General features: G+C 71.9%; 19 protein-coding genes and 1 pseudogene. 15 read left to right on the top strand and 5 right to left on the bottom strand.

Going from position 1 to position 20200, the window contains the following annotated elements:
- Positions 1 to 1661, bottom strand: a 1661-nt coding sequence (locus tag AB0C99_RS37155; RefSeq protein WP_362484535.1) for an ATP-binding protein, incomplete at its 3' end; no start/stop codon positions are given.
- 253 nt (positions 1662 to 1914) lie between these two features.
- Between AB0C99_RS37155 and AB0C99_RS37150 the strand changes: the two genes are divergently transcribed.
- The 6 genes from AB0C99_RS37150 to AB0C99_RS37125 all read left to right on the top strand — a co-directional run bounded on the left by AB0C99_RS37150 (position 1915) and on the right by AB0C99_RS37125 (position 5054).
- On the top strand, positions 1915 to 2358 hold the full coding sequence (locus AB0C99_RS37150; RefSeq protein ID WP_362484533.1) for a hypothetical protein: 444 nt from the start codon (positions 1915 to 1917) through the stop codon (positions 2356 to 2358).
- A gap of 244 nt (positions 2359 to 2602) precedes the next feature.
- Entirely contained in the window at positions 2603 to 3067 is a 465-nt protein-coding gene (locus AB0C99_RS37145; RefSeq protein ID WP_362484531.1) for a hypothetical protein, read from the top strand.
- 102 nt (positions 3068 to 3169) lie between these two features.
- Entirely contained in the window at positions 3170 to 3631 is a 462-nt protein-coding gene (locus tag AB0C99_RS37140) for a hypothetical protein (protein WP_362484528.1), read from the top strand.
- Positions 3632 to 3695: 64 nt separating this feature from the next.
- Positions 3696 to 4187 carry a hypothetical protein gene (locus tag AB0C99_RS37135; protein WP_362484527.1) on the top strand — a complete coding sequence of 164 codons (492 nt, stop codon included), beginning with the start codon at positions 3696 to 3698 and terminating at the stop codon, positions 4185 to 4187.
- Between the two features lie 140 nt (positions 4188 to 4327).
- On the top strand, positions 4328 to 4666 hold the full coding sequence (locus AB0C99_RS37130) for a hypothetical protein (RefSeq protein WP_362484525.1): 339 nt from the start codon (positions 4328 to 4330) through the stop codon (positions 4664 to 4666).
- 121 nt (positions 4667 to 4787) lie between these two features.
- Complete coding sequence (locus tag AB0C99_RS37125) at positions 4788 to 5054, top strand: hypothetical protein (protein ID WP_362484523.1); 267 nt, start codon at positions 4788 to 4790, stop codon at positions 5052 to 5054.
- Between the two features lie 64 nt (positions 5055 to 5118).
- Here AB0C99_RS37125 and AB0C99_RS37120 read toward each other — a convergent pair whose 3' ends face one another.
- On the bottom strand, positions 5119 to 6078 hold the full coding sequence (locus tag AB0C99_RS37120; RefSeq protein ID WP_362484521.1) for a hypothetical protein: 960 nt from the start codon (positions 6076 to 6078) through the stop codon (positions 5119 to 5121).
- A gap of 307 nt (positions 6079 to 6385) precedes the next feature.
- Between AB0C99_RS37120 and AB0C99_RS37115 the strand changes: the two genes are divergently transcribed.
- The 8 genes from AB0C99_RS37115 to AB0C99_RS37080 all read left to right on the top strand — a co-directional run bounded on the left by AB0C99_RS37115 (position 6386) and on the right by AB0C99_RS37080 (position 16296).
- Positions 6386 to 6529, top strand: coding sequence for a hypothetical protein (locus AB0C99_RS37115; RefSeq protein WP_362484519.1), 144 nt, complete (start codon positions 6386 to 6388; stop codon positions 6527 to 6529).
- 285 nt (positions 6530 to 6814) lie between these two features.
- On the top strand, positions 6815 to 8692 hold the full coding sequence (locus AB0C99_RS37110) for a hypothetical protein (protein ID WP_362484517.1): 1878 nt from the start codon (positions 6815 to 6817) through the stop codon (positions 8690 to 8692).
- A complete protein-coding gene (locus AB0C99_RS37105) occupies positions 8689 to 11724 on the top strand; it encodes an ATP-binding protein (protein WP_362484515.1) in 3036 nt (1011 codons plus the stop codon). Before AB0C99_RS37110 ends, AB0C99_RS37105 begins: the two co-directional genes overlap by 4 nt.
- Positions 11721 to 13529: a polymorphic toxin type 30 domain-containing protein gene (locus AB0C99_RS37100; protein ID WP_362484513.1), complete on the top strand. Its 1809-nt coding sequence runs from the start codon at positions 11721 to 11723 to the stop codon at positions 13527 to 13529. Before AB0C99_RS37105 ends, AB0C99_RS37100 begins: the two co-directional genes overlap by 4 nt.
- On the top strand, positions 13526 to 13852 hold the full coding sequence (locus AB0C99_RS37095) for a hypothetical protein (protein WP_362484511.1): 327 nt from the start codon (positions 13526 to 13528) through the stop codon (positions 13850 to 13852). The genes AB0C99_RS37100 and AB0C99_RS37095 overlap by 4 nt, the downstream gene beginning before the upstream one ends.
- Before the next feature lie 573 nt (positions 13853 to 14425).
- A complete protein-coding gene (locus AB0C99_RS37090; protein WP_362484510.1) occupies positions 14426 to 15106 on the top strand; it encodes an HNH endonuclease family protein in 681 nt (226 codons plus the stop codon).
- 136 nt (positions 15107 to 15242) lie between these two features.
- Positions 15243 to 15806, top strand: coding sequence for a matrixin family metalloprotease (locus tag AB0C99_RS37085; protein WP_362484536.1), 564 nt, complete (start codon positions 15243 to 15245; stop codon positions 15804 to 15806).
- Position 15807: 1 nt separating this feature from the next.
- Complete coding sequence (locus tag AB0C99_RS37080; protein WP_362484508.1) at positions 15808 to 16296, top strand: hypothetical protein; 489 nt, start codon at positions 15808 to 15810, stop codon at positions 16294 to 16296.
- A 73-nt stretch (positions 16297 to 16369) separates the two neighbouring features.
- On the opposite strand, the gene AB0C99_RS37075 is transcribed toward AB0C99_RS37080, so the two are convergent.
- On the bottom strand, positions 16370 to 16708 hold the full coding sequence (locus AB0C99_RS37075) for a DUF6233 domain-containing protein (protein ID WP_362484506.1): 339 nt from the start codon (positions 16706 to 16708) through the stop codon (positions 16370 to 16372).
- A 4-nt stretch (positions 16709 to 16712) separates the two neighbouring features.
- The gene (locus AB0C99_RS37070; RefSeq protein ID WP_362484504.1) at positions 16713 to 16922 is read right to left on the bottom strand and encodes a hypothetical protein; all 210 of its coding nucleotides are present in this window, start codon (positions 16920 to 16922) and stop codon (positions 16713 to 16715) included.
- Positions 16923 to 17295: 373 nt separating this feature from the next.
- Here AB0C99_RS37070 and AB0C99_RS37065 point away from each other — a divergent pair.
- Positions 17296 to 18126 (top strand): annotated as a pseudogene (locus AB0C99_RS37065) (hypothetical protein); the annotation flags it as partial.
- Positions 18127 to 18372: 246 nt separating this feature from the next.
- Here AB0C99_RS37065 and AB0C99_RS37060 read toward each other — a convergent pair.
- Positions 18373 to 19758 carry a transposase gene (locus AB0C99_RS37060; RefSeq protein WP_362484502.1) on the bottom strand — a complete coding sequence of 462 codons (1386 nt, stop codon included), beginning with the start codon at positions 19756 to 19758 and terminating at the stop codon, positions 18373 to 18375.
- Positions 19759 to 20200: the final 442 nt, after the last annotated feature.

The following is a 20200-nucleotide window of genomic DNA, read 5'->3' as shown; positions in this document are numbered from 1 at the left end:
GGTGGAGGTCGAGGTGGCGACGACGGCGCCCTGGGAGAGGACGTCGTAGCCGGTGACGGGGTGGTCGCCGGGTGCGGCGGGTGTCCAGTCGAGGCGAGGCGCTGGGCATCGGCTCGGTGGTGCCGCAACGGCTCCATCAGCTGGTTCATGCGCTGGAGGAGGGTGGTGTCGTCGTGGTTGGCGGGCAGACCGGCGACGGCGATGGTGTGGAGTGCGAGCCGACGTACGTCGGCCGGGTCGGTAGCCGGGGTGTCGACGAAGCTGGCGAGGGTTCCGTCGATGACCTGGCTGATCCGCTGGGCGAGGGCTGTGTGCCATGTTCTCGCGTCGGTGGCTTCGTTGACGGTGTGGGCGGTGATTTCGCGGATGAGGGGGTGGAGGGTGACGGTTCCCGGGATGGGGCGGCCGTCGGGGGTGGTGGGGACGTCGAGGAGGCCGTAGGTGTGCAGGCCGTTGACGGCCGCCTCGACCGCGGGCACGGTGGCCGGCTCGCCGGAGGCCGTGGTGACGAGTTCGGGGGTGAGGTACGAGAGAGGAACGGGGGCGGGGGCGAGCAGGGCGAGGAGCCTCAGCACGGGGCGGGCCAGGGTGACGCCGTCGGTGGCGAGCTGGTCGAGGGAGAGGTCCCAGGTGTGCGCGACGACGGTGCGTGCCACGTCGGGGTCGTGGCCTTGGGGGTGGGGGGCGCCGAGGAGGAGTCCGAGCTCCTCGCGCAGGGCTTGGTGGTAGGCGGTGAAGGTGCGGTGGCGGCTGCCGGGGGCGGCGAGGTAGAGGGCGGCGGTGTTCAGGGCGAGTGGAAGTCCGCCGAGGCGGTCGGCGAGGTACCGGGCCTCGTCCAGGGTCCCGGCGGCGGGTGCGCTGTCGAGGAGGACCTGGGCGCCGTCGTCTTCTTCGAGCGGGGCCAGTTTGATGAGTTCGGCGTTGCTGCCCCAGACGGCGGGGTCGGTGACCCTGCTCGTGACCAGCAGCAGGCCGGTGCTCCATGGCCGGATCCACCCGCGGTACTCGTGTACCGGCCCGATCTGCCGGCTGAAGCTGCCCGGGTCATCGAGGTTGTCGACGACGATCAGGCACTGTCCTGCCTGTGCGAGGTGGTTCCAGACGGTGTCGGCGAGGCTGACCCGCCCGGCTCGCGCGGCCTCGAGGATGTCCTCGGGCAGTCCGCAGGCGACGGCGATCTGCACCATCCGCTCGGCCAGGTCCGTCTCGCCGAGCCAGGGCACCCAGAACACCGGCAGACCGGACGCGCGGGCACGGTCGGCGAGCGTGGCGGAGACCGTCGTCTTGCCCATGCCCCCCGCTCCGGCGAGCACGGCGAACCCGGCCCGCGAGCGGGATGGCCCTGTCCGCCGCCACCAGCGTCCCTGCCTGATGCCGAGCATCGCCTCCAGCCCGGCGTGCACCTCCTCGCGGCCCCGGACCGGGTGGTGCACGACGGGCGGGCCGAGCGGCGCGGCACCGCCCGCGACGACCCTGCCCAACGCCACCGGCCGACCCGCAAGCCCGCTCTCGGCCGCGTCCAGACGCCGCCCCCACAACTGCAGCACCACCGCCGTCAGGGCGAGGCCGCCGAACACCCCCCACACCCACCACGGGTTGCTCGCCCAGTCCGGCACCGTCGCGGTGACGTAATTCGTGACCACCGCCAGGGCCACCGCCACCACCGCACCACCACCCGCGACGTACGACCCCCGACGCACACCCCGACCACCCACCTGCTCCCCCTCCATACCGACGGCCCCGTGAAGAAGCCCATCATCGCCGGACCCCGTGCCTGCCTGCAGGACCTTCGGCACACCTGCTGCCAAGGCAGAGCAAGCCCGGAACTACTCCCTGCCGGATGGCCCTCGGCCTCCGGCATCGGCTCTCCCACAACAGGCATCGCTGGGTCAGAGGAATCGCGGCGGGACGTCGGTGTCGAGCGCCAGGACTGCGCGCGCGGCGCAGGACAGCCAGGCTCGGTCCTCCGCTCCGGCAAGGGAACGGGATGAGCCGCGGTCGGCCGGGCTGTGCGAAGCATGTGACCACCGGCGTCAGACCGAGGTCCTGATCAGCGAGGCCGGTCTCCTCGCCGCGACCTGGTCGGCCGACCTGAGCGACCAGGTCGCGGTCGCGGCCGTCGCCACCGAGGTCCGTACGGCCATCAATGCCTCCGTCGCCGCCGAGTGGGCGCAGGTTCTGGAGCTCGCTGCCCCGGCTGCTCTGGAAGCGACCAGCCCGCAGGAGCTCGAGGACCCCGCCGCGCACGACGCGCTCCTCACCGCTGGGAACCTGGTCGCGGAGTACTGGGACGAGGCTCTGGTGATGCTCAGCCGCAGCCTGCAGGCCCAGGCCCAGGCCGAGGCCGAGGCCCGCTAGGCGTACGCGACCGAGCTGGCCAAGCCCTGGCACCGGGCCATGCCCGACAGCGACGACGCCCAGCGCGCCGCGACCGAAGCCGCCGCACAGGCGCAGACCCGCACCGCCGTGCATCTGCTCGCCGTGCGGCTGGAGCAGTTGCGCACCCAGGCCCGCCCGGAGCGGTCCGGCTCGCGCCGTGGTTACAGCACTTGCCCGAGCTCGCTGCCCTCCCGCTGGACGGCGAGGCCCTGGAGGTGGCCGCATGAACGCTGTCCCGGAGCTGTCCGGTGTCGACCTCGCCCGCCAGGCCCTGCTCGCGGCCCGGGAGGCGGCGAAGAAGTACGGTGCCCAGACGAAGAAGCCGAAGCGGCGTACCGGCACCGCCGTACGGCGGGACGGCCGCGAGCCGCTCGGGCTCGGTGAGGCGATCGGCATGATGATGACCGAGCGCGGCCTGGTCGCCCCGGCCGCCGGCGGCAGCGTCCTCGCCCGGTTCGACGAAATCCTCGCCGCGGCCGCGCCCGAGCTCGCCGGGCACGCGAAGGCCGTGAGCTTCGACGCGGACAGCCGTTTAAGCAGGCCCGCACCGAGCGCCGTCGCCAGGCCGACGTCTCCCACTTGGCAGCCTGCGCCGGGCCGGTGCGAAGCGCGCGGCAAGGGATGCCTGGACTGGGCGGTGTCGAGTCGGTCTTGCTCGTTGGCGGGATTAGGACTACTGCACCGATGAATCCGCACATAAGTTCGGTCACTTGTCCGTCAAGCCTTCACCTCAGGAGGAACCTTGCGTACAGGACGACTGTCCGTTGCCCTGCTTTCCGTGGCGGGTGCCGTGACGTTCACGCTCAGCGGCGCCGCAGCACAGGCTGACACCCCCGACGACAAGCCACGTCCCACGATCGAGGTCTCCCTCCCGGCTAAGGGAGCCAAGTCTGCTCTTGACCTCGTCAGCTGCCAGTTCACCGCGCAGAAGCCCAACTACAGCGGGAACAAGATGAGCGGGGTGGGGGGGATTTTGAGCTGCACTCCTCACACTCCGCAGGCATGCAACAGCGAGGTCGACGTGGAGTGGTACGCCCCTGGGCCCGGCCAGTGGCTCACGGTCGCCTCGTCGGCACGCCAGTACTCCTGCCCCCCGCCTTACCGGTACACGACTGCGGCATTCACCTGTGAGTACAACGCGTCGGACCCGCTCTACAGCTACAGGACCAGGACACTCGGATCATTCACCGAGGACGGCCAGACGGCCACGGTCACGCCCACGAGCGCGGTGCTGCAGGCGCGCTGTCTGTGAGCGGATCCACCCACGACTTGTGCATTCCCTTCGGCTTAGGCCGAAGGGAATGCACAATCCACTCATGGACCAGTCTGACTTAACCGCCCCGTGGGGCCTGTTGTCCCAGACCGCTGCCGCCCTGATGCGGGAACACGACCGTGATGCCGAAGCTCAGAGCGATCGGTATCGGCGCTTCGACGGGTGGCGAATCCCTCAGGCGACCGGTGACGGCGTCATCCGAGTCCTGCTCGCGCTTGCGCTTCGCTCTCTGATGCACGACGCCGCGCCAGCACGGGCCGGCGGCTGGACGACGACGCTGGCGGAGGTGGAGCTGACCGCTCTCGCCGCCCGCGTCGACCATGAGGCCAAGCACGAACTACTTGCGGGACTCCGCGCAGAAACCTTGGGAGACCAGGATCAACCACTCGTAGATCTGCTCACTCTCCTGATCAGGTCTGCCACCGGCCGCGACGAGCTTTACCTGGAACGTGTAAGCAGGACCGCCCAGCACACTCTCGAAACTCTCCAAAAACAGGGCTTGTCAATGGAAACCGTCGTATCACGCGACAAATAGCGACTGCGTCCTCAGTATCGACGACCGTCCCGTCGCCCCTCGCCCGCGCCCAGATCCATCAGCCCCAGCTCGCCGGGCACGTCTGGGCCGTCGCGTACGACGAGCAGTCCGGTCGCCTGGACATCGTCCCCGACGCCCCTGTGTACGCCACGAAAGCCCGCTGGAGCGCACCGAAGCTGATCGCGGCGGCCAGCCAGGCGGTGCCGGAGGCGCACGTCCGCGCCCTGCGGGTCCTGGCGCACGCACCCGCGAAGTCCAGCGCCACCACGGCGGTGGCCACCCCGGCAGCGCCCGCCTTGCCCGCCGTCCCGGTGGAGCGCCGGCCGCCGCCGGACGGGTACCTGCGCGCGATCGAGGCGCACCGCCAGGCCGCGCGGCCGGTCGAGCAGGCCCGCCTCCAGTGGCGCCGCCAGGTCGACGCCTCCCACGCCGCCGCCCTGCGTCGGGCCCGCGCGGAGCGCGCGGCAGGGGAAGCCTGAGCGGTGGTGGCCTCGGTTCCGCAGCCGGTGCCGCTGGGCAGGGCTGTGTGAAGGGAGGGGGCGGCGGAGCAGAATCCGAAAGGTCCGCCGTCGGCCCCTCCCTCACCCCTACGGTGAGGGCATGACGCACGACCACCCCATCGCGCCCGCCGCGGCGTTGACCGCGCGGGCCGAGTACGACACCGACTGGCACGTCTACGTCGACGACCCGGTCCTGGGCCCGGTCGGCTACTGCACCAGCACCGGCCCGGACGTCCCGTTCGACCCCGAGGCCGCCACCCGGGTCCTGGAGCGGGACGGCTGGCGCGTCACCGGCCCCTGGGCCCCGGCACCCCCGACCGCCGAAGCGCCGTTCACGGCGACGGTCACGAGGACGGCTGACGCATAGCCAGAGCATCAGCCGAGCAGGGTGTCCGGGGCCAGAAGGTGGCGGGGCCGGAATGTGCGTGTGGTCAGCGGCCTTGGCGGGCCGGCCCCGGTCCGTCGCTGTCCTCCTCGGCCTCGTCGTAGCCGTCGTCGAGGACGATGCGGATGGTGGTGCCCTGGTCGGTGACGCCGCTCAGGGCGGTGTCGGCGCGCTGGTAGGCGGTGGTGGCCAGGGCCCAGTCGCCGTCCAGGCCCGACGCCTCCCGGATCTCCCACAGGACGATGAGCAGGGCGATCAGGGAGCGGCCGGAGATGGTGGTCGTGATGCGGCCGTCGGGCAGGTCGTCGATGGCGGGCGGCGTGCGGAAGTGATCGTGGCCGGCGGCGCGGCCGGCGAGCCACTCCCAGGTGTGGCGGTGGGCGATGACCTCAGCCAGGGCGACGCCGGCGGCCCGCAGCAGCAGCACGCCGTGGGCGACCCGCGGGTCCTGCGCCTCGGCGGCCGGGGGCTGGGGGGCAGGGGCGGGCTGGCCGGCCGGGGCGCCGCGGTACGCGGCCTCGACGGCGCGCTTGAGGGCCTGGTCGTTCTCCTCCTGCGAGGGCTGCTCGCCGGGCGTGGGTTCGGTGGTCACGGTGGCTCCCTGCGGGGTGGTGGCGGGGGCGGGCGGCTGTGCGGCGTTGCCGGGCTCGGCGACGGGCGGCGGGTCCTGGGGCGTCTGGGTCGGGACGGCCTGCCCCGCGGCGGGCACCGGCTGCTCGTCGTCGGTGCTCTTCGCCGTCGTCTCCGGGGTGAGGAGGCGGTCGGCAAGGTTTCCCAGGTCGGTGTGCAGGGTCCGCACCAGGCTGGTCAGGGTGGTGATGTCGTCGCGCAGGGTGGGTACCGCGTGGTCGGCACGGGCCAGGTGGTCCGACATGCCCCGGACGTGATCGCGGGTCTCGCGCTGGTCGTCGTGCAGGCCGCGGACGCGTTCGTCGAGTGCGCCGGCGACCTCGCGCCGGGCCGCGTCCACGCGGCTGTCCAGGGCCGCGAACCCGTCCTCCAGCACTCTCCTGAGCTCATTCGCATCGACGCGCGCCACAACTCCCCCACTTCACACCGTAATTACATCGTTTCAGTGCGTAGTGTGGAGTCGTGGGCGGGATCGGCACGCCCATACCGGAGGGCCTGTCTCAAAGATCCCCAGCAGGGACCGAAAACGATCAGGGCCCTTTCGTACGGCCAGGCCGCGCCACCCGGGGTGGCGCGGTGCGATGAGGGCGGGCCCGTGCGTCGTCCGCGAGGGTGAATCCGGTCCGGGCCCATACCGCCGCCAGATCCGGGCCCCGCACGGTGGGCGGCCGGGGCCCGCCGAGATGTCACCGTACCTGACCCAGCACGTCAACGGTTTCGGCGTGTACTCCACCCACGAGCTGGGGATTGCCCCGGAGGACTACGACACCCGTCTCGACGTCGGCGACTTCAGCACGCTGGAGCACGAGCGGGTCCCGGCCGGTTGAACCCTCTGCCGGCCACCGCCAACTGCCCCCCGCGGAACGGGCCCCGCTGGCCCGTCGCCGCCAGGCGCCGCACGGGCGCCCGCCTCATTGGCGGCTGCTGCCGCATCGGCCCGGCCCGGATCACGGACCTCACGGCGGAGTGCGCTGCTGCAAGCATATGACGGTGCATCAACTTCGGTCATTCGTAGATGACTTATGGCCAAAGAGGTCTTCTAAAGAGCCCCCAGAAGCTGACAGGGGCGCTCCGGAAGGTCAGGATGCTCCGACATTCACAGGGGGGGCGTCATGAGCACTGCCGAGAGCGCACCGGTAACCGAACCTCAGGGCGGGGGAGATCCGGATGCCGGAGCGGAACTGGCGCGGCGGGTCTTCACCGGCCAGGAGCGCTGGGGCTGGGAGTTCGTTCAGCCGTCCGCGCCCCCCGCACACCCGGACGCCAAGCATCCGCCGGTCTATTCCGAACCCTCTGGCGACGAGGTCCGCGCCATGGAGATGCGCGCCATGACCGCCCGGAAGAGCAAAGGCACGGGCTGTCTGCTCCTGCTCGCGGGCATCGTCGCCTACGCGGTCGGCGGCCTGGCTGTCGTCGTGGCCGTCGTCGTCCTCATCATCGTTCTCATGGCCGCGGCTTCCCCGGACGCCAGGCTGAGGGCTGCCCGTCGGCGCCTGGACGCCGCCCGCACCAGCGCCCGGCGGGACTACCAGGAGCGCCGGCGTGCCTGGCAGAGCCGGATCGATGCCCACCATGCAGAGCACCTGCGGCACAACGACACGCTGGACACCTGGTTCCCTCTCTCTCTTGCCTCCGGTCCCAGCCGGATCGACGTGTTCGGCGGGACGGGCAACGGCTGGGCCAGCCTGCTCGCCACAGTCGGCGGACCGCTCCTCGGCGGTGGCGCCCCGCTCGTTGTCTTGGACCTCACCCAGCAGGCCGTCGCCCTCGAACTCGCCAGTCTCGCTGCGCGCCGCGACATCGCCGTCGCCCACGTACCCATGCCCGGGGCCTTGCTCGACGCCGATCTGAGCACGGAGTTCACTCCCGAGGAGCTAGCCGAGACCGTGGCGGAGGCGCTGGGCACCATGCGGCCTCCCGGCGCGGACGTGGACCTCCACACCATCGACGTGGACCTCGTGCAGACCGTCGCGGAACTTCTCGAAGGGCCCGTCACCTTCGCCCGGCTCGCCGCCGGGCTGCGCGTGCTGCTCCGCGTCTACGACCCCGCCCCCGGCACGCCCGGGCCGCTCGGCCCCACCGAGGTCGAGTCGATCACCCGGGCCGTCGATCTCCTGGGCCAGGGCGAGCGAGTCCAGAACGAACTGCGCTACGTACGGGCGCAGACGGAGCTGCTCACGTCGAGGGGGCAGGAGGCCGCCGTCCCCGGCGGCGGCCGCGTCGTGGACTGGTGGAGGCCCGGCGGACTAACGATCGTCACGACCGATGACTCCGTGCGCCGCCGCAAGGACCTCACCGACCGCTTCGTCTTCTTCCGGCTGGTTCACGCGCTACGCACCCGCGCCATGGCGCACGGCTCGGGGACCCTCGTCGTCGCCGGAGCCGACCACCTCGGCCGTGACGCCCTGGAATCGATGGCGCGCGAGGCCCGCACGGCCGGTGTCCGGCTCGTGTTCCTGCTCGAACACCTGCGGGAGGGCACCGTCCAGGTCGCCGGCGGATCGGACAGCGCGACGGTGTTCATGCGCATGGGCAACGGCGAGGAGGCCAAGGCGGCCGCGCAGTTCATCGGGCAGGAGCACAAGTTCCTTGTCAACCAGCTGACCCGGCAGGTCGGAGAGACCCTCACCGAGGGCCGCGGCAGCAGCTACGGAGGCCAGCAGGGCGTCTCGGACACGGACGGCTCCAACAGGGGCGGCGGCACCTCCGGCAGCAGCTGGGGCAGCTCCAGGTCCTTCTCGACCTCCCTCTCGCGCAGCTGGCAGGACTCGACCAACACCTCCACCGCCCGGTCCACGACGACCGGCGAGAACCTCAGCCGCGTCTACGAGTTCGCGATCGAGCCCACCCAGCTCCAGGCCCTCCCGGTGACCGGCCTGGTCCTCGTCGAAACCGGGCCGGCGGGCCGCCGCGTCGTGTTCGGGGACTGTAATCCCGGCATCAACTTCCTGCCCCGGCTCTCCGCCCGCCCCCGCGCGAGCCTGACGTGAGCTCCGGTGCCGGGTCTGGGGGCGCGGCCCGGCCCGCCGGACTCGACGCGTACCGCTTCTACCGCCTGATCACCGTGCCCCGGCGGCCCGAGGACGGCCGTACGGAGGACCGTACGGCCGCCCAGCTCACGGCTGCCGTCACGGCGGCCCACGCCGTGCTCTCCGCGCCCTCAGCCGGAGGGGAGCACCGCCCGGCGGGTCTGGCCGCGGCATGGATACGCACGGGCCGGCACCGGCCGCTGCACTTCCTGGTGGGCGGAGCGCCCGGCTTCCCGCCTGCGGGCGACGAGCCCGCCGCGGACGGTGCGCAGCGCCCCCTGCGCTACCCGCCCGGCTCCACCGCCTGCGATGTCCCGGCGGGCGAGACGGTCGCCCTGCTGGAACGGCTGCCGTTCTGGATCCCCTGCCCCGGCTCCCACGACGCCCTGCGCCTGGGCGACGACGACCGCGCCCTGCCGGGTGAACGCCGCGGCTCCTTCGACGACGCGGTCGCCCACCTGCCGGATGCCTTCGCCTGGCTCGTGCTGGCCGAGCCAGTCCCGTACGAGCGACTGGACCAGGAGCGCGCGGCACTCGCCGTCCAGCTGCCCCGGCTGCGCCAGCGCGAGAACTCCGTTGCCGACCGGGTGGCGGCCGACCGGGCCGAGGCCCGCTACCGCGAGCTGACCCGGGCCCTGGCCACCGGGGTGTGGAACGTGCGCGTGCTGGTCGGCGCCGAACAGCCCGAGTCGGCGCTCGCCTCGGCGGCCCTGCTGTGCGGCGCTGGCGACCTCGACGAGCTGCCGTACGTCCTCGTGCCGATGCGGCGGCCGATGCCCTTCGCCGAGGCGCTGACCACCGTCACGCCGCAACCGGCGGCGGCCCCGGCCGCGGGCTCCGCCGGGCCGCCGGGCAGCGTGCCCTTCATCGCCCCTGCCGAACTGGTCGCGGCGCTGGCCCGGCCGCCCGCCCGGGAGCTTCCGGGCATCCGTACGGTGGCCCCGAACCGGTTCGACGTCACCTCCGACGACACGGGACACGACGCCGATGCCTTCCTTATCGGCGACATCCTCGACGAGGCCCTCATGCCCGCCGACCGGCTCCACGTCTCCCGCTCCACCCTCAACCGGCACGCCTTCGTCTGCGGGGCGACCGGCTCGGGCAAGTCCCAGACGGTACGGAGCCTGCTCACCGCCCTGTCCACGCACGACCGGCCGATCCCCTGGCTGGCGGTCGAGCCGGCGAAGGCCGAGTACGCGCGCATCGCGGGCCGCCTCGCCGCGGCGGGGGGACCCGAGCGCGCCCGGAGCGTCACTGTGATCCGGCCCGGTGACGTGGACGTGGCCCCCGCCTCGCTTAACCCGCTGGAGCCGGAGCCGGGCTTTCCGCTGCAGAGCCACGTGGACCTTGTGCGGGCCCTGTTCCTCGCGGCGTTCGAGGGGCACGAGCCCTTCCCGCAGGTGCTGTCGCGGGCCCTGTCCCAGTGCTACACGGCCGCCGGATGGGACCTCGTCACCGGCGAACCGCGCCCGGCCCACAAACCGAAGTACGTCCTGGAGGAGCCGGACGAGCCGCGGACGGCCCGCTACCCGACCCTGGGCGAACTCCAGGCCACCGCCCGGCAGGTCGTCGAGATGATCGGGTACGGCAAGGAGGTCACCGCGGACGTGCGGGGCTTCGTCGACGTCCGGATGGGCTCGCTGCGGGAGGGCGCGCCGGGCCGGTTCTTCGAGGGCGGCCATCCCCTGGACATCGCCGGACTGCTCGCCGGGAACGTGGTCCTCGAACTGGAGACGATCACCAATGACCAGGACAAGGCATTCCTCATCGGCGCGGTGCTCATCCGCCTGGTCGAGCACCTGCGGGTGCACCACGGCGCCGGCGGGGTCCCGCTGCGCCACGTCCTGGTGGTGGAGGAGGCGCACCGGCTCCTGAAGAACGTGGAGGACGGGCCGGCGGCGGCCGCCGTCGAGCTCTTCGCCTCCCTGCTGGCGGAGATCCGGGCGTATGGCGAGGGTGTCGTGATCGTCGAGCAGATCCCCAGCAAGATCCTGCCCGACGTCATCAAGAACAGCGCGCTGAAGATCATGCACCGGCTGCCCGCGGAGGACGACCGGCGGGCGGTCGGCGCGACGATGAACCTCCAGCCCGAGCAGAGCGAGAACGTCGTGGCCCTGCCGCCCGGACGGGCCGCCGTCGCCGCCGACGGCATGGACCGGCCCGTCCTGACGGCGATCCCGCACGGGGAGCACACCGAGAGCGCCGAGGACGCGTCGACGGAGCCGCCGCTGCTGAGCAGCCGCAGCCCGCTGTGCGGGACCTCCTGCCGCCGCGAGCCGTGCACCCTGCGCACGATGAACGACTCCCACCACCGCTCCGTGGGGCCCCTCCACCTGATCTGGACGGACGTGGCGGCCTCGGCCCAGGCGATGGGCAAGGACGCGCCGGGCCCGTCCGACCCGGTCCGGGCCGCGTTGACGGCGCTCCCGGACCGCGACCTGGAATGCACCCTGGTGTACGGGGTGGAACGTGCGGTGTCCGCCCGCGAGTCCCTGATGCGCGACGAGGTCGACCCCGGCGACTTCGCCCGGCGCCTGCACACCGTGCTCCGCGCCGAACTGCTGGGCACCGACCCGCCGGGCGGCGACCCGCGGCGCTACACGTACGCGAACTACCGATTCCGGGACGTGCTCCGGGTCATCCACCAGGCCAGGACATCCGTTCCGGACGGCCCGCACACCTACCCGGACCACGAGGCCGAGTGGGCCTCCCGGGGCCTGGTCCTGACCGGGACTTCGGGGGCGGACCACCGCCTCCAGATCCACGCCCTGCCGGGGTACCGGCAGGAGCGGGTCCATGCCCGGGTCGGCGACGTGGAACGCAGCGGGCTGCGCGACGCGGTAGCGGCGGTGACAGGCGGCACGACGGAGGAACACGTGACGCGGGCCTTCACGATGGCCTGCGCGGCGGGACCCCGCCTGCGCGCGGTGGCGGCGGAGACGGCGGTACGGGTGGCGCTGGAATGCGCCCGCGAGAAGGGGACCCGCCCATGAGCGAACTCGACGGTCCGATCGACGCCCCGCCCCCGCCTCCTCCGCCCCCGGAGCCGCCGATGGACGCGCCCCGGGACGGCGACGAACCGGAGGAGGAGCCGGGGGCGGCGGACGCCGAAGCGGCAACGGACACGAACACCGACTCGGAGACGGGCCCCGTCGCGTACGCCGCCGAACAGCCGTGGGACGGCGACCACGTCCCGGACCCGCCGCCGATGGACGCACCCCAGGAGGCCGAGCCCTGGAACCCGTCCGAAGCGCAGCCGCCCGCAGCCCACCAGGAACCCACCACGCCCGGCACCCCCAAGGACCCGCCCCCGCCCGAAACGGACGGCCTCACCCACGACCAGCCCGAACCCCCCTCCCCGGAGCCGACCGGCACCCCACAGGAAGAACCGGCTCCCGAGGAGCAAACCCCGGAACAGCCGGAACCTCAGAAACAGGAGTCAGAACCCGAGCCGGAACCCGAGCCGGAACCCGAGCCGGAACCCGAGCCGGAACCCGAGCCGGAACCCGAGCCGGAACCCGAGCCGGAACCCGAGAAGCAGCCCGAGCCGGAACCCGAGAAGCAGCCCGAGCAGGAATGGGAGCCGGAGCCTCAGCGGGAAGCGGAGCCCGACACCGAACCGGATCCGGAGTCAGAACCCGAGGCAAAGCCGGAGCCGGAGCTCGAACGCGACCCCGAACTGTTCGAGTCCGAACCGGATCCGGAATCGAAGCGGGTGCCCGACCCTGACCGGGAGCGTAACGCGGACGCCGGACCGGAATCCGAAGCCGAGCCGGAGCCGGCGGCGGAACAGGACCCCGAACCCGAAGGGGAACTCGGACGCGATCACGAACTCCGACCCGACCCCGAACGGGAACCGCACTCCGAGGCCGAGCCCGACGCTGCTCAGGACACGCCCCCGTCCGACTCCGCGACCTCACCCGAAGCGGAACGCACGGACCACGACGACCCGACGGGCGCCGACCAACAGGCCGCGGAGACAGGAGAAGAGCCGGCCCCCGGCAACGAACTCGCCCAAACGGCAGGCACCGTGACCGAAGGTACGGTCAATGCCGTAGCAGCCGCGGCCGGAGCCGGCGTGGCCCTGATCGGGGCCACGGTCGACGCAGCGGACAGGGCCACCGCGGGAGGGGCCGTCGGCGCCCGCGCCGACGAGGTCTCCCAGGGCGTCGACGGCCCGCCGTCGGAGGGACCGGACGAGGCCGGTCTCCCGCAGGAGCCGGAGTCCAGCGAAGCGGCCGACCACGATCCTGACCGCGATGCCGATGGGTTGCCCGACACCGAGTCCATGGACGCGGAGGCTACCGACGCGGAGCCCGACCTGCTTCCCGACGCGGACGCTGCTGATGCCTCAGAGACGGAAGACGAGGGCGGAGAGGGAGGCCGCGTGGACGGCCCCGAACGCGTTGACGGAGGGGGCTGGGATTTGAGCGCGGGTGACAATCCGATGTCTGTCCTCCCGGCTGACGCAATCAATCTCGGCTTCAAGCCCGACCCGGACGGTGGACCGAAGGTCGGAGTCAACTACAAATGGACGGATCCCGAGACAGGAAATACTGCTCGCCTGCGCGTTCACGAGGCCGACGGAACGGCCCCCGAGGGGTCGAATTCGGCGAGCGGGGATATTTACCGCATACAAGTCGGCGGTAAATATCAGGACGAATCGGGAAAACTTTACCACCGGCAAGTTTCCAACCCCGACAGTCCTCATTATGATCCTGCTGCGGCCAATGCGACGCATATACCATGGCCCTCTGGCCACAATCTCCCCTACCCGAGTGAGGGAACCGAAGCATGAGCGTGAAGCCTGCTCAGATGGTGGAGTTGATCCGACAGGTGACAGACCCGGATCCCCGTCGGCGAGAGCTCAGCGCCGACTCGTCGGTGGACTGGCTACGTCATTACTCGCGATCCGATGTCATGCTGCTGGCGGGAGCGCTGTCGATCGCGGCGGCCTGTGAACAGGATCCGGCCGCCCTCGAATCCCAACTGAACGCTCTACTGGAGCTGGGTTCCGGCGGAATGCTGGAGGCTGCCTCCCTCGAGCGCCTCCGTGACATCGACAAAGCCTCGCTTCCGGGAAACCTGGTCGGATATCTGGACGATCTGCTGGAACTCTAGTCTCGATCACGCGTGCGTGCGGGGGACGTGAATGAACGCAGGTGAGGGCCGCTTTGACGCAATAGCGGACGGGGTGTTTCGTGGGGTGGAGTGCTGGGGGTGGGAGTTCGTTGTGCCGGGTGGGGTGGTGGCGCATTCTGATGCGGGGAATCCGCCCCGTACTTTCCCGAGCTGGGCCGCCTGGAGGAGCGGAGCTCCCTGCGGTTGAGCGCCGGCCAGATCGGGGGGTGGTGTTCGCCATCGCCGTGCTCGGGATGACCACCGTCGGCTGGATCTCCTTCGTCCTGGCCGGGTGTTCATCGTCGTCGTGTCCGTCGCCCGTCCCGACCGCGCGCGGGACAGGCGCGCAGCGGCGGACTCGGGCGCGGACTGCACGCAACAGCCAGCAGCCGCGCCCGAGCGCGTCACGCAAGGCTTCGGCACCCTGCCCCTGCCCCAGACCGATAGCCTGCGGAGGCCGTCGCCCTGGGCGCTGCGGGCGCGACGTTTCTGCGGTGAACGAGTTCGCCCGCCCGGACGACAGTTCCGGTGATCGCCGGACACGCAGCAGGCCAGGCCGCTATCCACGTGTTCGTGATCAAGAACATGGCCCGCGGCCTGGCCGCGCTCTCCCTCGCCCTGACCCCGCTCGCCCTTCCGCACACCGCGCTTGCCGCGCCCCAGGCGCCGGGCGCCGTGGTGCTGCCGCTTGCCGAGGCGATCAAGCAGATCCCGGTCGCCGCCGAGTCCCGGGACGGCTACGAGCGGACGAAGTTCAAGCACTGGAACGCCGGTCTGGACCCGGCAGACGGCTGCAACACCCGTGCGGAGGTGCTCCTCGACGAGGCGGTCGAGGCCCCGGTCGTCGAGGCTGGCTGCAAGCTGACCGGCGGCCGGTGGATCTCGTACTACGACGGCCAGGTGGTCACCGACGCGGCGAAGCTGGACATCGACCACATGGTGCCGCTCGCCGAGGCATGGGACTCCGGCGCCAGCACCTGGACTCCCGCGCGCCGTGAGGCGTATGCGAACGACCAGGGTGCCGCCAGCTCGCTCGTTGCGGTGATGGCCCGGTCGAACAGGTCGAAGGCGGACCAGGACCCGGCCCAGTGGATGCCGCCGGCCCCTGAGGCCGCCTGCCGGTACGTCACCGAGTGGACGGAGGACAAGGGCCGCTGGGGCCTGTCTGCGGACCAGGCGGAGATCGACGCCCTGTCGGTGTACGCGGACGGGCCGTGCGAGGACTCCGTCGTCCACTACACCCCGGCGTCGTAGCCGCACCGGCCGGGCCCGGTGGAGGCCGTGATGGCGCTTCGGCCGCGGCCCGGCCGGGATGTGCGTCGCTCGGTAGGGGGACGGTCCGGCCGAGCGACGCCCGTGATGCACGGTAGTCACTACGCTACGTGCCGTGATGTCGAGATGGGTGCCTCTGCTGCTCGCCGCCACAGCCTGCGCGGCCCTGGCCGGCGCCCCGGCCGCGGCCGCGCGTACGGCTGCCGCGGCTGCGTGTGTGGGTGGCGAGACCGAGTCGAGGGGGGACTCCGCCGTCGATGACGGGGAGATCCGATGGACGGACGACACCGGCTACGACGACGCCCGAAAGTTCGCGATCTCGGCGTGGCAGTACTCCGGCTCGAAGATCAAGATCGTGGCCGACTCCGCGCTCACGTCGAACGACGTCGAGTTCAAGGACGCCAACCTCGGGACCCGGGCGACCGACCCGCTCGGCCGGTACGAGCGGCACGGCGGGTTCGGGGCGACCGACTACATCGTCTTCAACAGGCAGAAGCTCGGCGGCGCCTCGAAGGCCCTGCGCCGGTACGTCGCGCTCCACGAGCTCGGGCATGCTCTGGGCCTGTGCCACAAGAGCGACAACGTCGTCTCCCTGATGTGGAAGACGGGCCCGACGCCCGGCTACGAGATCACTTGGATCCCCGACGTCGACAAGACCAGCTACAAGAAGCTCTGGGGCTGAGATGAACAAGATCGTGCTCGGGTCCGCCCTCGCCGTGGCCCTCGCCGCGGCCGGCGTCGGCGCCGCCTACTACCAGCGGGACGACGTGGCCACGGTGGAGTCGCTGTGCGGGGCGACCGTCTCCGACGCGGCCGAGGCGGCCCGTGCGCAGAACCTCGCCCTGGTCGACGTCGTCGAGCGCGGCCAGTTCGTGGCCAAGGGCGACGACGCCGGGCTGCGGACCTTCAAGGTCCGCACCCTGTCCGTGTTCAAGGGCACCCTGCCGGCCGAGGCAGAGATCGGGCTGCCGCAGGGCGCACAAGGCCAGATGCAGGCCGGCGGCCGCTACGAGGTGTCGGTCCTCGGCCCCGACGGCGGGACCTGGCTGGCACGCTTCACCCGGGCTGTTCCGTCAGGCCAGACCTCCGAGGCCGTCGCCGCGCACTGGAAGACCGAGCTCGACAAGCACTTCGTCGAGCCGCCGTGCAACGACACCACGGCGGCGCCCTGAGGCGTATCGACCTCCGACGTGGCGGAGGTGGCGGGGCCGCCCGGGCCGGTCGCCCTCCGGGCGGCCCGGACCGTTATCCGAGGATGCCGAGCTCGCGGTCGGGCCGGCAGATGTCGCAGCCGGGTATCGGGCCTTCGGCCAGGATCCGGCGTGCTTCTTCGGCGCTGATCGCCTTGGCGTTCGTTCCGGCGAGGGTGCAGTCGCCGATGTGGACGGCTGCCGGGACCCGGCGCCCGCGCTCGCGCAGGTACGCGACGACCCACCCCGGGCCCTCGGGGAGGGTCCGCACCGGGCGCATCGCGGCCCGGCGCTTCTCCACCTGCTCCTTCTTGATCAGGATGTCGCGCAGGATGATGCGCTGGAGCAGTTCCAGGGTCTCCAGCTGTTCGAGGTCGTCGGGCAGGTCGAGCACGGTCTCACGCCATCGCGAACGGCGCCGCCGTGGCGCCGGTGACGGCCGGTTTCTTCTGGAGAGCCGGGGAGGTGGCGGCACAGGTCTGGCACAGCGGGCATCCGCCGGACCCGTACCGGTGGCAGTCCCTCTGGCAGATCGCGCAGCGGCCGAGGTACTCCGGCGGGCACATCTGGGCCGCGAGGTTCCTGGGGGCGGCGGCAGGGGTGGTCATGGCGGTCGGCTTTCTCGGGGCGCGGCGCGGCGGGGCAGCGCCAGGGTAGAACTCCCGTTCCCATTCATCGGGGCGCAACGCGCTGGCGCAGATATTCGAACAGGTGTTTCCATAGTGGCATGGCGCGCACGACTTTCCCACCCGACCTCATCGACGCTCAGACCCGCTGGATCACCGTCTACGAGGCGCTCGCCGGGCCCCGCCCGGCGGCACCGGCCGTGCTGCGCCGCCGCCTGATCCGCCTGTCGGCCGAGGTGTGCTCCCACCCGTACTGGAAGCTGCCGACGGCCGGCGGACGCCCAGAGCTCCTGCGGGCGGCGCGCGCCGCCCGCACCACCCGGTCCGACCGGGCCCGTGGGGAGAGGGCCGCGGCATGACGGCCCGCCCCGGTGACCGCGACCGGTTCATCTGGCACGTGCGATGCCGACCCGACACCACCCCCGACGGCCACCGCCGCATCCTCGGCCTGCTGGGCGAGTACACCCCGCTCGTCCAGCCGCTCCCGCCCCTGGCCGCCCTCGCCCAGCTCTCCGGCACCCGGCGCCTGTTCGGCGTGGACGCGGGCGAGCTCGCCCAGCGCGCCCGCGTCCAGGCCCTCGCGCGCTACGGCATCGACGTCCACATCGGCGTCGCCGACACCTGGTCCACCGCCGCGACCGCCTCCGCCCACGTGGACCGGTCCGGCGTCCTCACCCTGCCCGACCGCCAGGCGGCTGAGCGGTTCCTGGCGCCGCTGCCTGTCCAGGCCGTCCACGGCATCGGCCCCGCCCAGGCCGCGAGCCTCCAGCACTACGGCCTGCACACCATCGGCGCGCTCGCCGCGATGGACGAGACCGTCGCCTGCCGCATCCTCGGCGGCAAGGCCGGGCGCACCCTGCGCGACCGCGCCCGCGGGATCGACCCGCGCGGCGTGACCGCGGACCGGATGCCCGAGTCCACGAGCGCCGCGCACGCCTTCGCCGTCGACACCGTCGATCCGGTCCGCGTCCGCGCCGCGCTCCTGGACCTGGCCGTCACCCTCGCCGGCCGGGTCCGCGGCCGCGAGCAGGTCGCCCGCCGCACCACGCTCGCGGTGCGGTTCGCCGACGGCTCCAGCGTCGAGCGGACCCGGGCCCTGCCCCAGCCCTCCGCCCACACCGACGACCTGCGCACGGCCGCGTTCCGGCTCCTCGACGCGATGGCGTTCCAGCGGGCCCGGATCCGCCGCCTCACCCTCACCGCCGAAGACCTCCGCCCCGCCGGCGACGGGCCCGGCACCCAGATCTCCCTCGACCGCGAACGGGAGAACCGGCTGCTGCTGGTACCTCGGGCAGTCCGCCTGGGACTCTTCCGCCGCCGACCGCCGCAGGGTGGTAGAGCGGGCTCGGCTACTCGCTGGGTGGCGTCCTCAGAGGGCGAGCCTGTCTGCGAGGTGCTCGCCGAGGGGCCGTGGGCGACTCGCCCGCGAGAGCTACGGAGCGGTCGGCGGGTCTACGTGCTGGGCTCGGGCCTTGATGTTGTTGGCGGCGCCGATGTCGGCGTGGGTGGCGTGGCCGCAGCGGGTGCAAGTGAACAGGTCGCGGGTGCGGCGACTCTTCGCGTCGACGTGACGACAGCGGTTGCAGGTCTGGGACGTATAGGCCGGATCGACGATGGTGACCCTGGTCCCGTACATCAGCGCCTTGTACTCGACCTGCCTGCGGATCTCCCCGAAGCCGGCGTCGAGGATGGCCCGGTTGAGCCCGGACTTGGCCTTCACGTTGCGGCCGGGCTGCTCGGCGGTGCCGCGGGCGGAGGCGGTCATGTTCTTCACCCTCAGGTCCTCCAGGGCCACGTGGTCGTACTGGGTCACGATCCGCTTGGTGAGCAGATGCTGGGTGGAGGCCCTGCGCGCGGCCGCCAGCGCGTACAGCCGGGCCACCTGGTCCCGCGCTTCCCTCCAGCCATGGGACTGCTCGGCGAAGCTGACCCCACGCACATACCGGCGGGCCATCCGCCGCTGCCATTTCCGCAGCTGCCGCCGGGTGTTCTCCAGATGCCGAGGATTCTCAACCAGATGGGTCTCCTTGCTGTTGATCAGCAGCGGGTCCGAGAGCGCGGCGATCACCTTCACACCCAGATCCACTCCCACCGTTCCCGCCTCGCGCTGCCGCCGAGTCGCCCGCGGCGGCGGACCGGCAGGGACACGGACGTTGAAGGCCACCATCCACCGGTGCCCTTCCCGGGCGACCGTCACCGACTTCGTCTGCCCGCCGCGCGCCAGCAGCAACGCCAGGCGCCGCGCGGACCGGTGCAGCCGCACCGTGAACGCCGGCTGCCCGCCCCGCTCCCCACCGATACGCACATGCCGCAAATCGTCTGAAACAAGCCTGATGCTGAACATACGAAGGGAATCACGGCACTTCCCCCGGCGCTTGAACCGAGGGAAGCCGACCGGCCCGCCCTTACGGCGCGACGAGTTCTTCCAGTTGGCGAAGGCCACGTCCGCGTCCCGGAACGCCTGCTGGCACACCACCGCGTGCACCCCCTTCCACCACGGATACGGACGCGGCCGCTCCTGGCCCTGCAGCAGAGGCCCACACAGGGGCTTGTCCCGCTCGGCGAGAAAGAACTTCTGGATGTCGAATTGCCCTGGGACCCTCACCTTCGGCGCGTTCCGCGCAGCCTCGGCCGGCGTCTGCCCCTCGGCGACGAGCCGGTCACGCCCCCGGCTCCACAACTGCTGCGCCGCCCGCTTGCGCGCGAGGGCGTAGTTGAAGCTATGCCGTGACGCGTCGGCGTACCGCTGCAGGACCAGCGCCTGGGCGGGGGTGGGGTCCAAGGCTTCTTTGACCACGACCGTGGTTGTCTCGCTCATGAAAGGCACCCTTTCAGGCACCACTGACAATTGGTGTATAAAGGTGAACAGCGATTGCAATGCGCCGATTTGATCGCAAGTCGACTTAGAGTCTGAACCGCCCCGCTTCTGCGAGTGAGGGCTCGCCCCCCGGACGGGGGAGTAGAACGCCCGTGGACTGCACCAGCCGCAAGGCAAGGGCAGGAAGCCCCTCCGCCCGATATCGGCCGCGGAGGAAGGAAGCGGGCAGGCGCGACCGGGCAACCAGTCGCCCAGCGCGGCCGGGCAACCGAGCCGCTCGTCCCAATCCACACCTGCGGAATGCGGCTTATGCCGGACAATTCAAAAGTGGCCTCTTGGGCCTTCTCCCCAGGGAGAAAGCCCAGGTCATCGAGAGCGGTCCCCCCGCGCGCAGGGACGATCCCTGGGCGGTCGTGCTGCGGCAGGAGAGCCCGGAGCCCCC

It is taken from the genome of Streptomyces sp. NPDC048659 (assembly GCF_040650575.1).
Taxonomy (GTDB): domain Bacteria; phylum Actinomycetota; class Actinomycetes; order Streptomycetales; family Streptomycetaceae; genus Streptomyces.
Note: the sequence above shows the minus strand (reverse complement) of the source record. Positions and strands in the feature narration are given on the sequence as shown.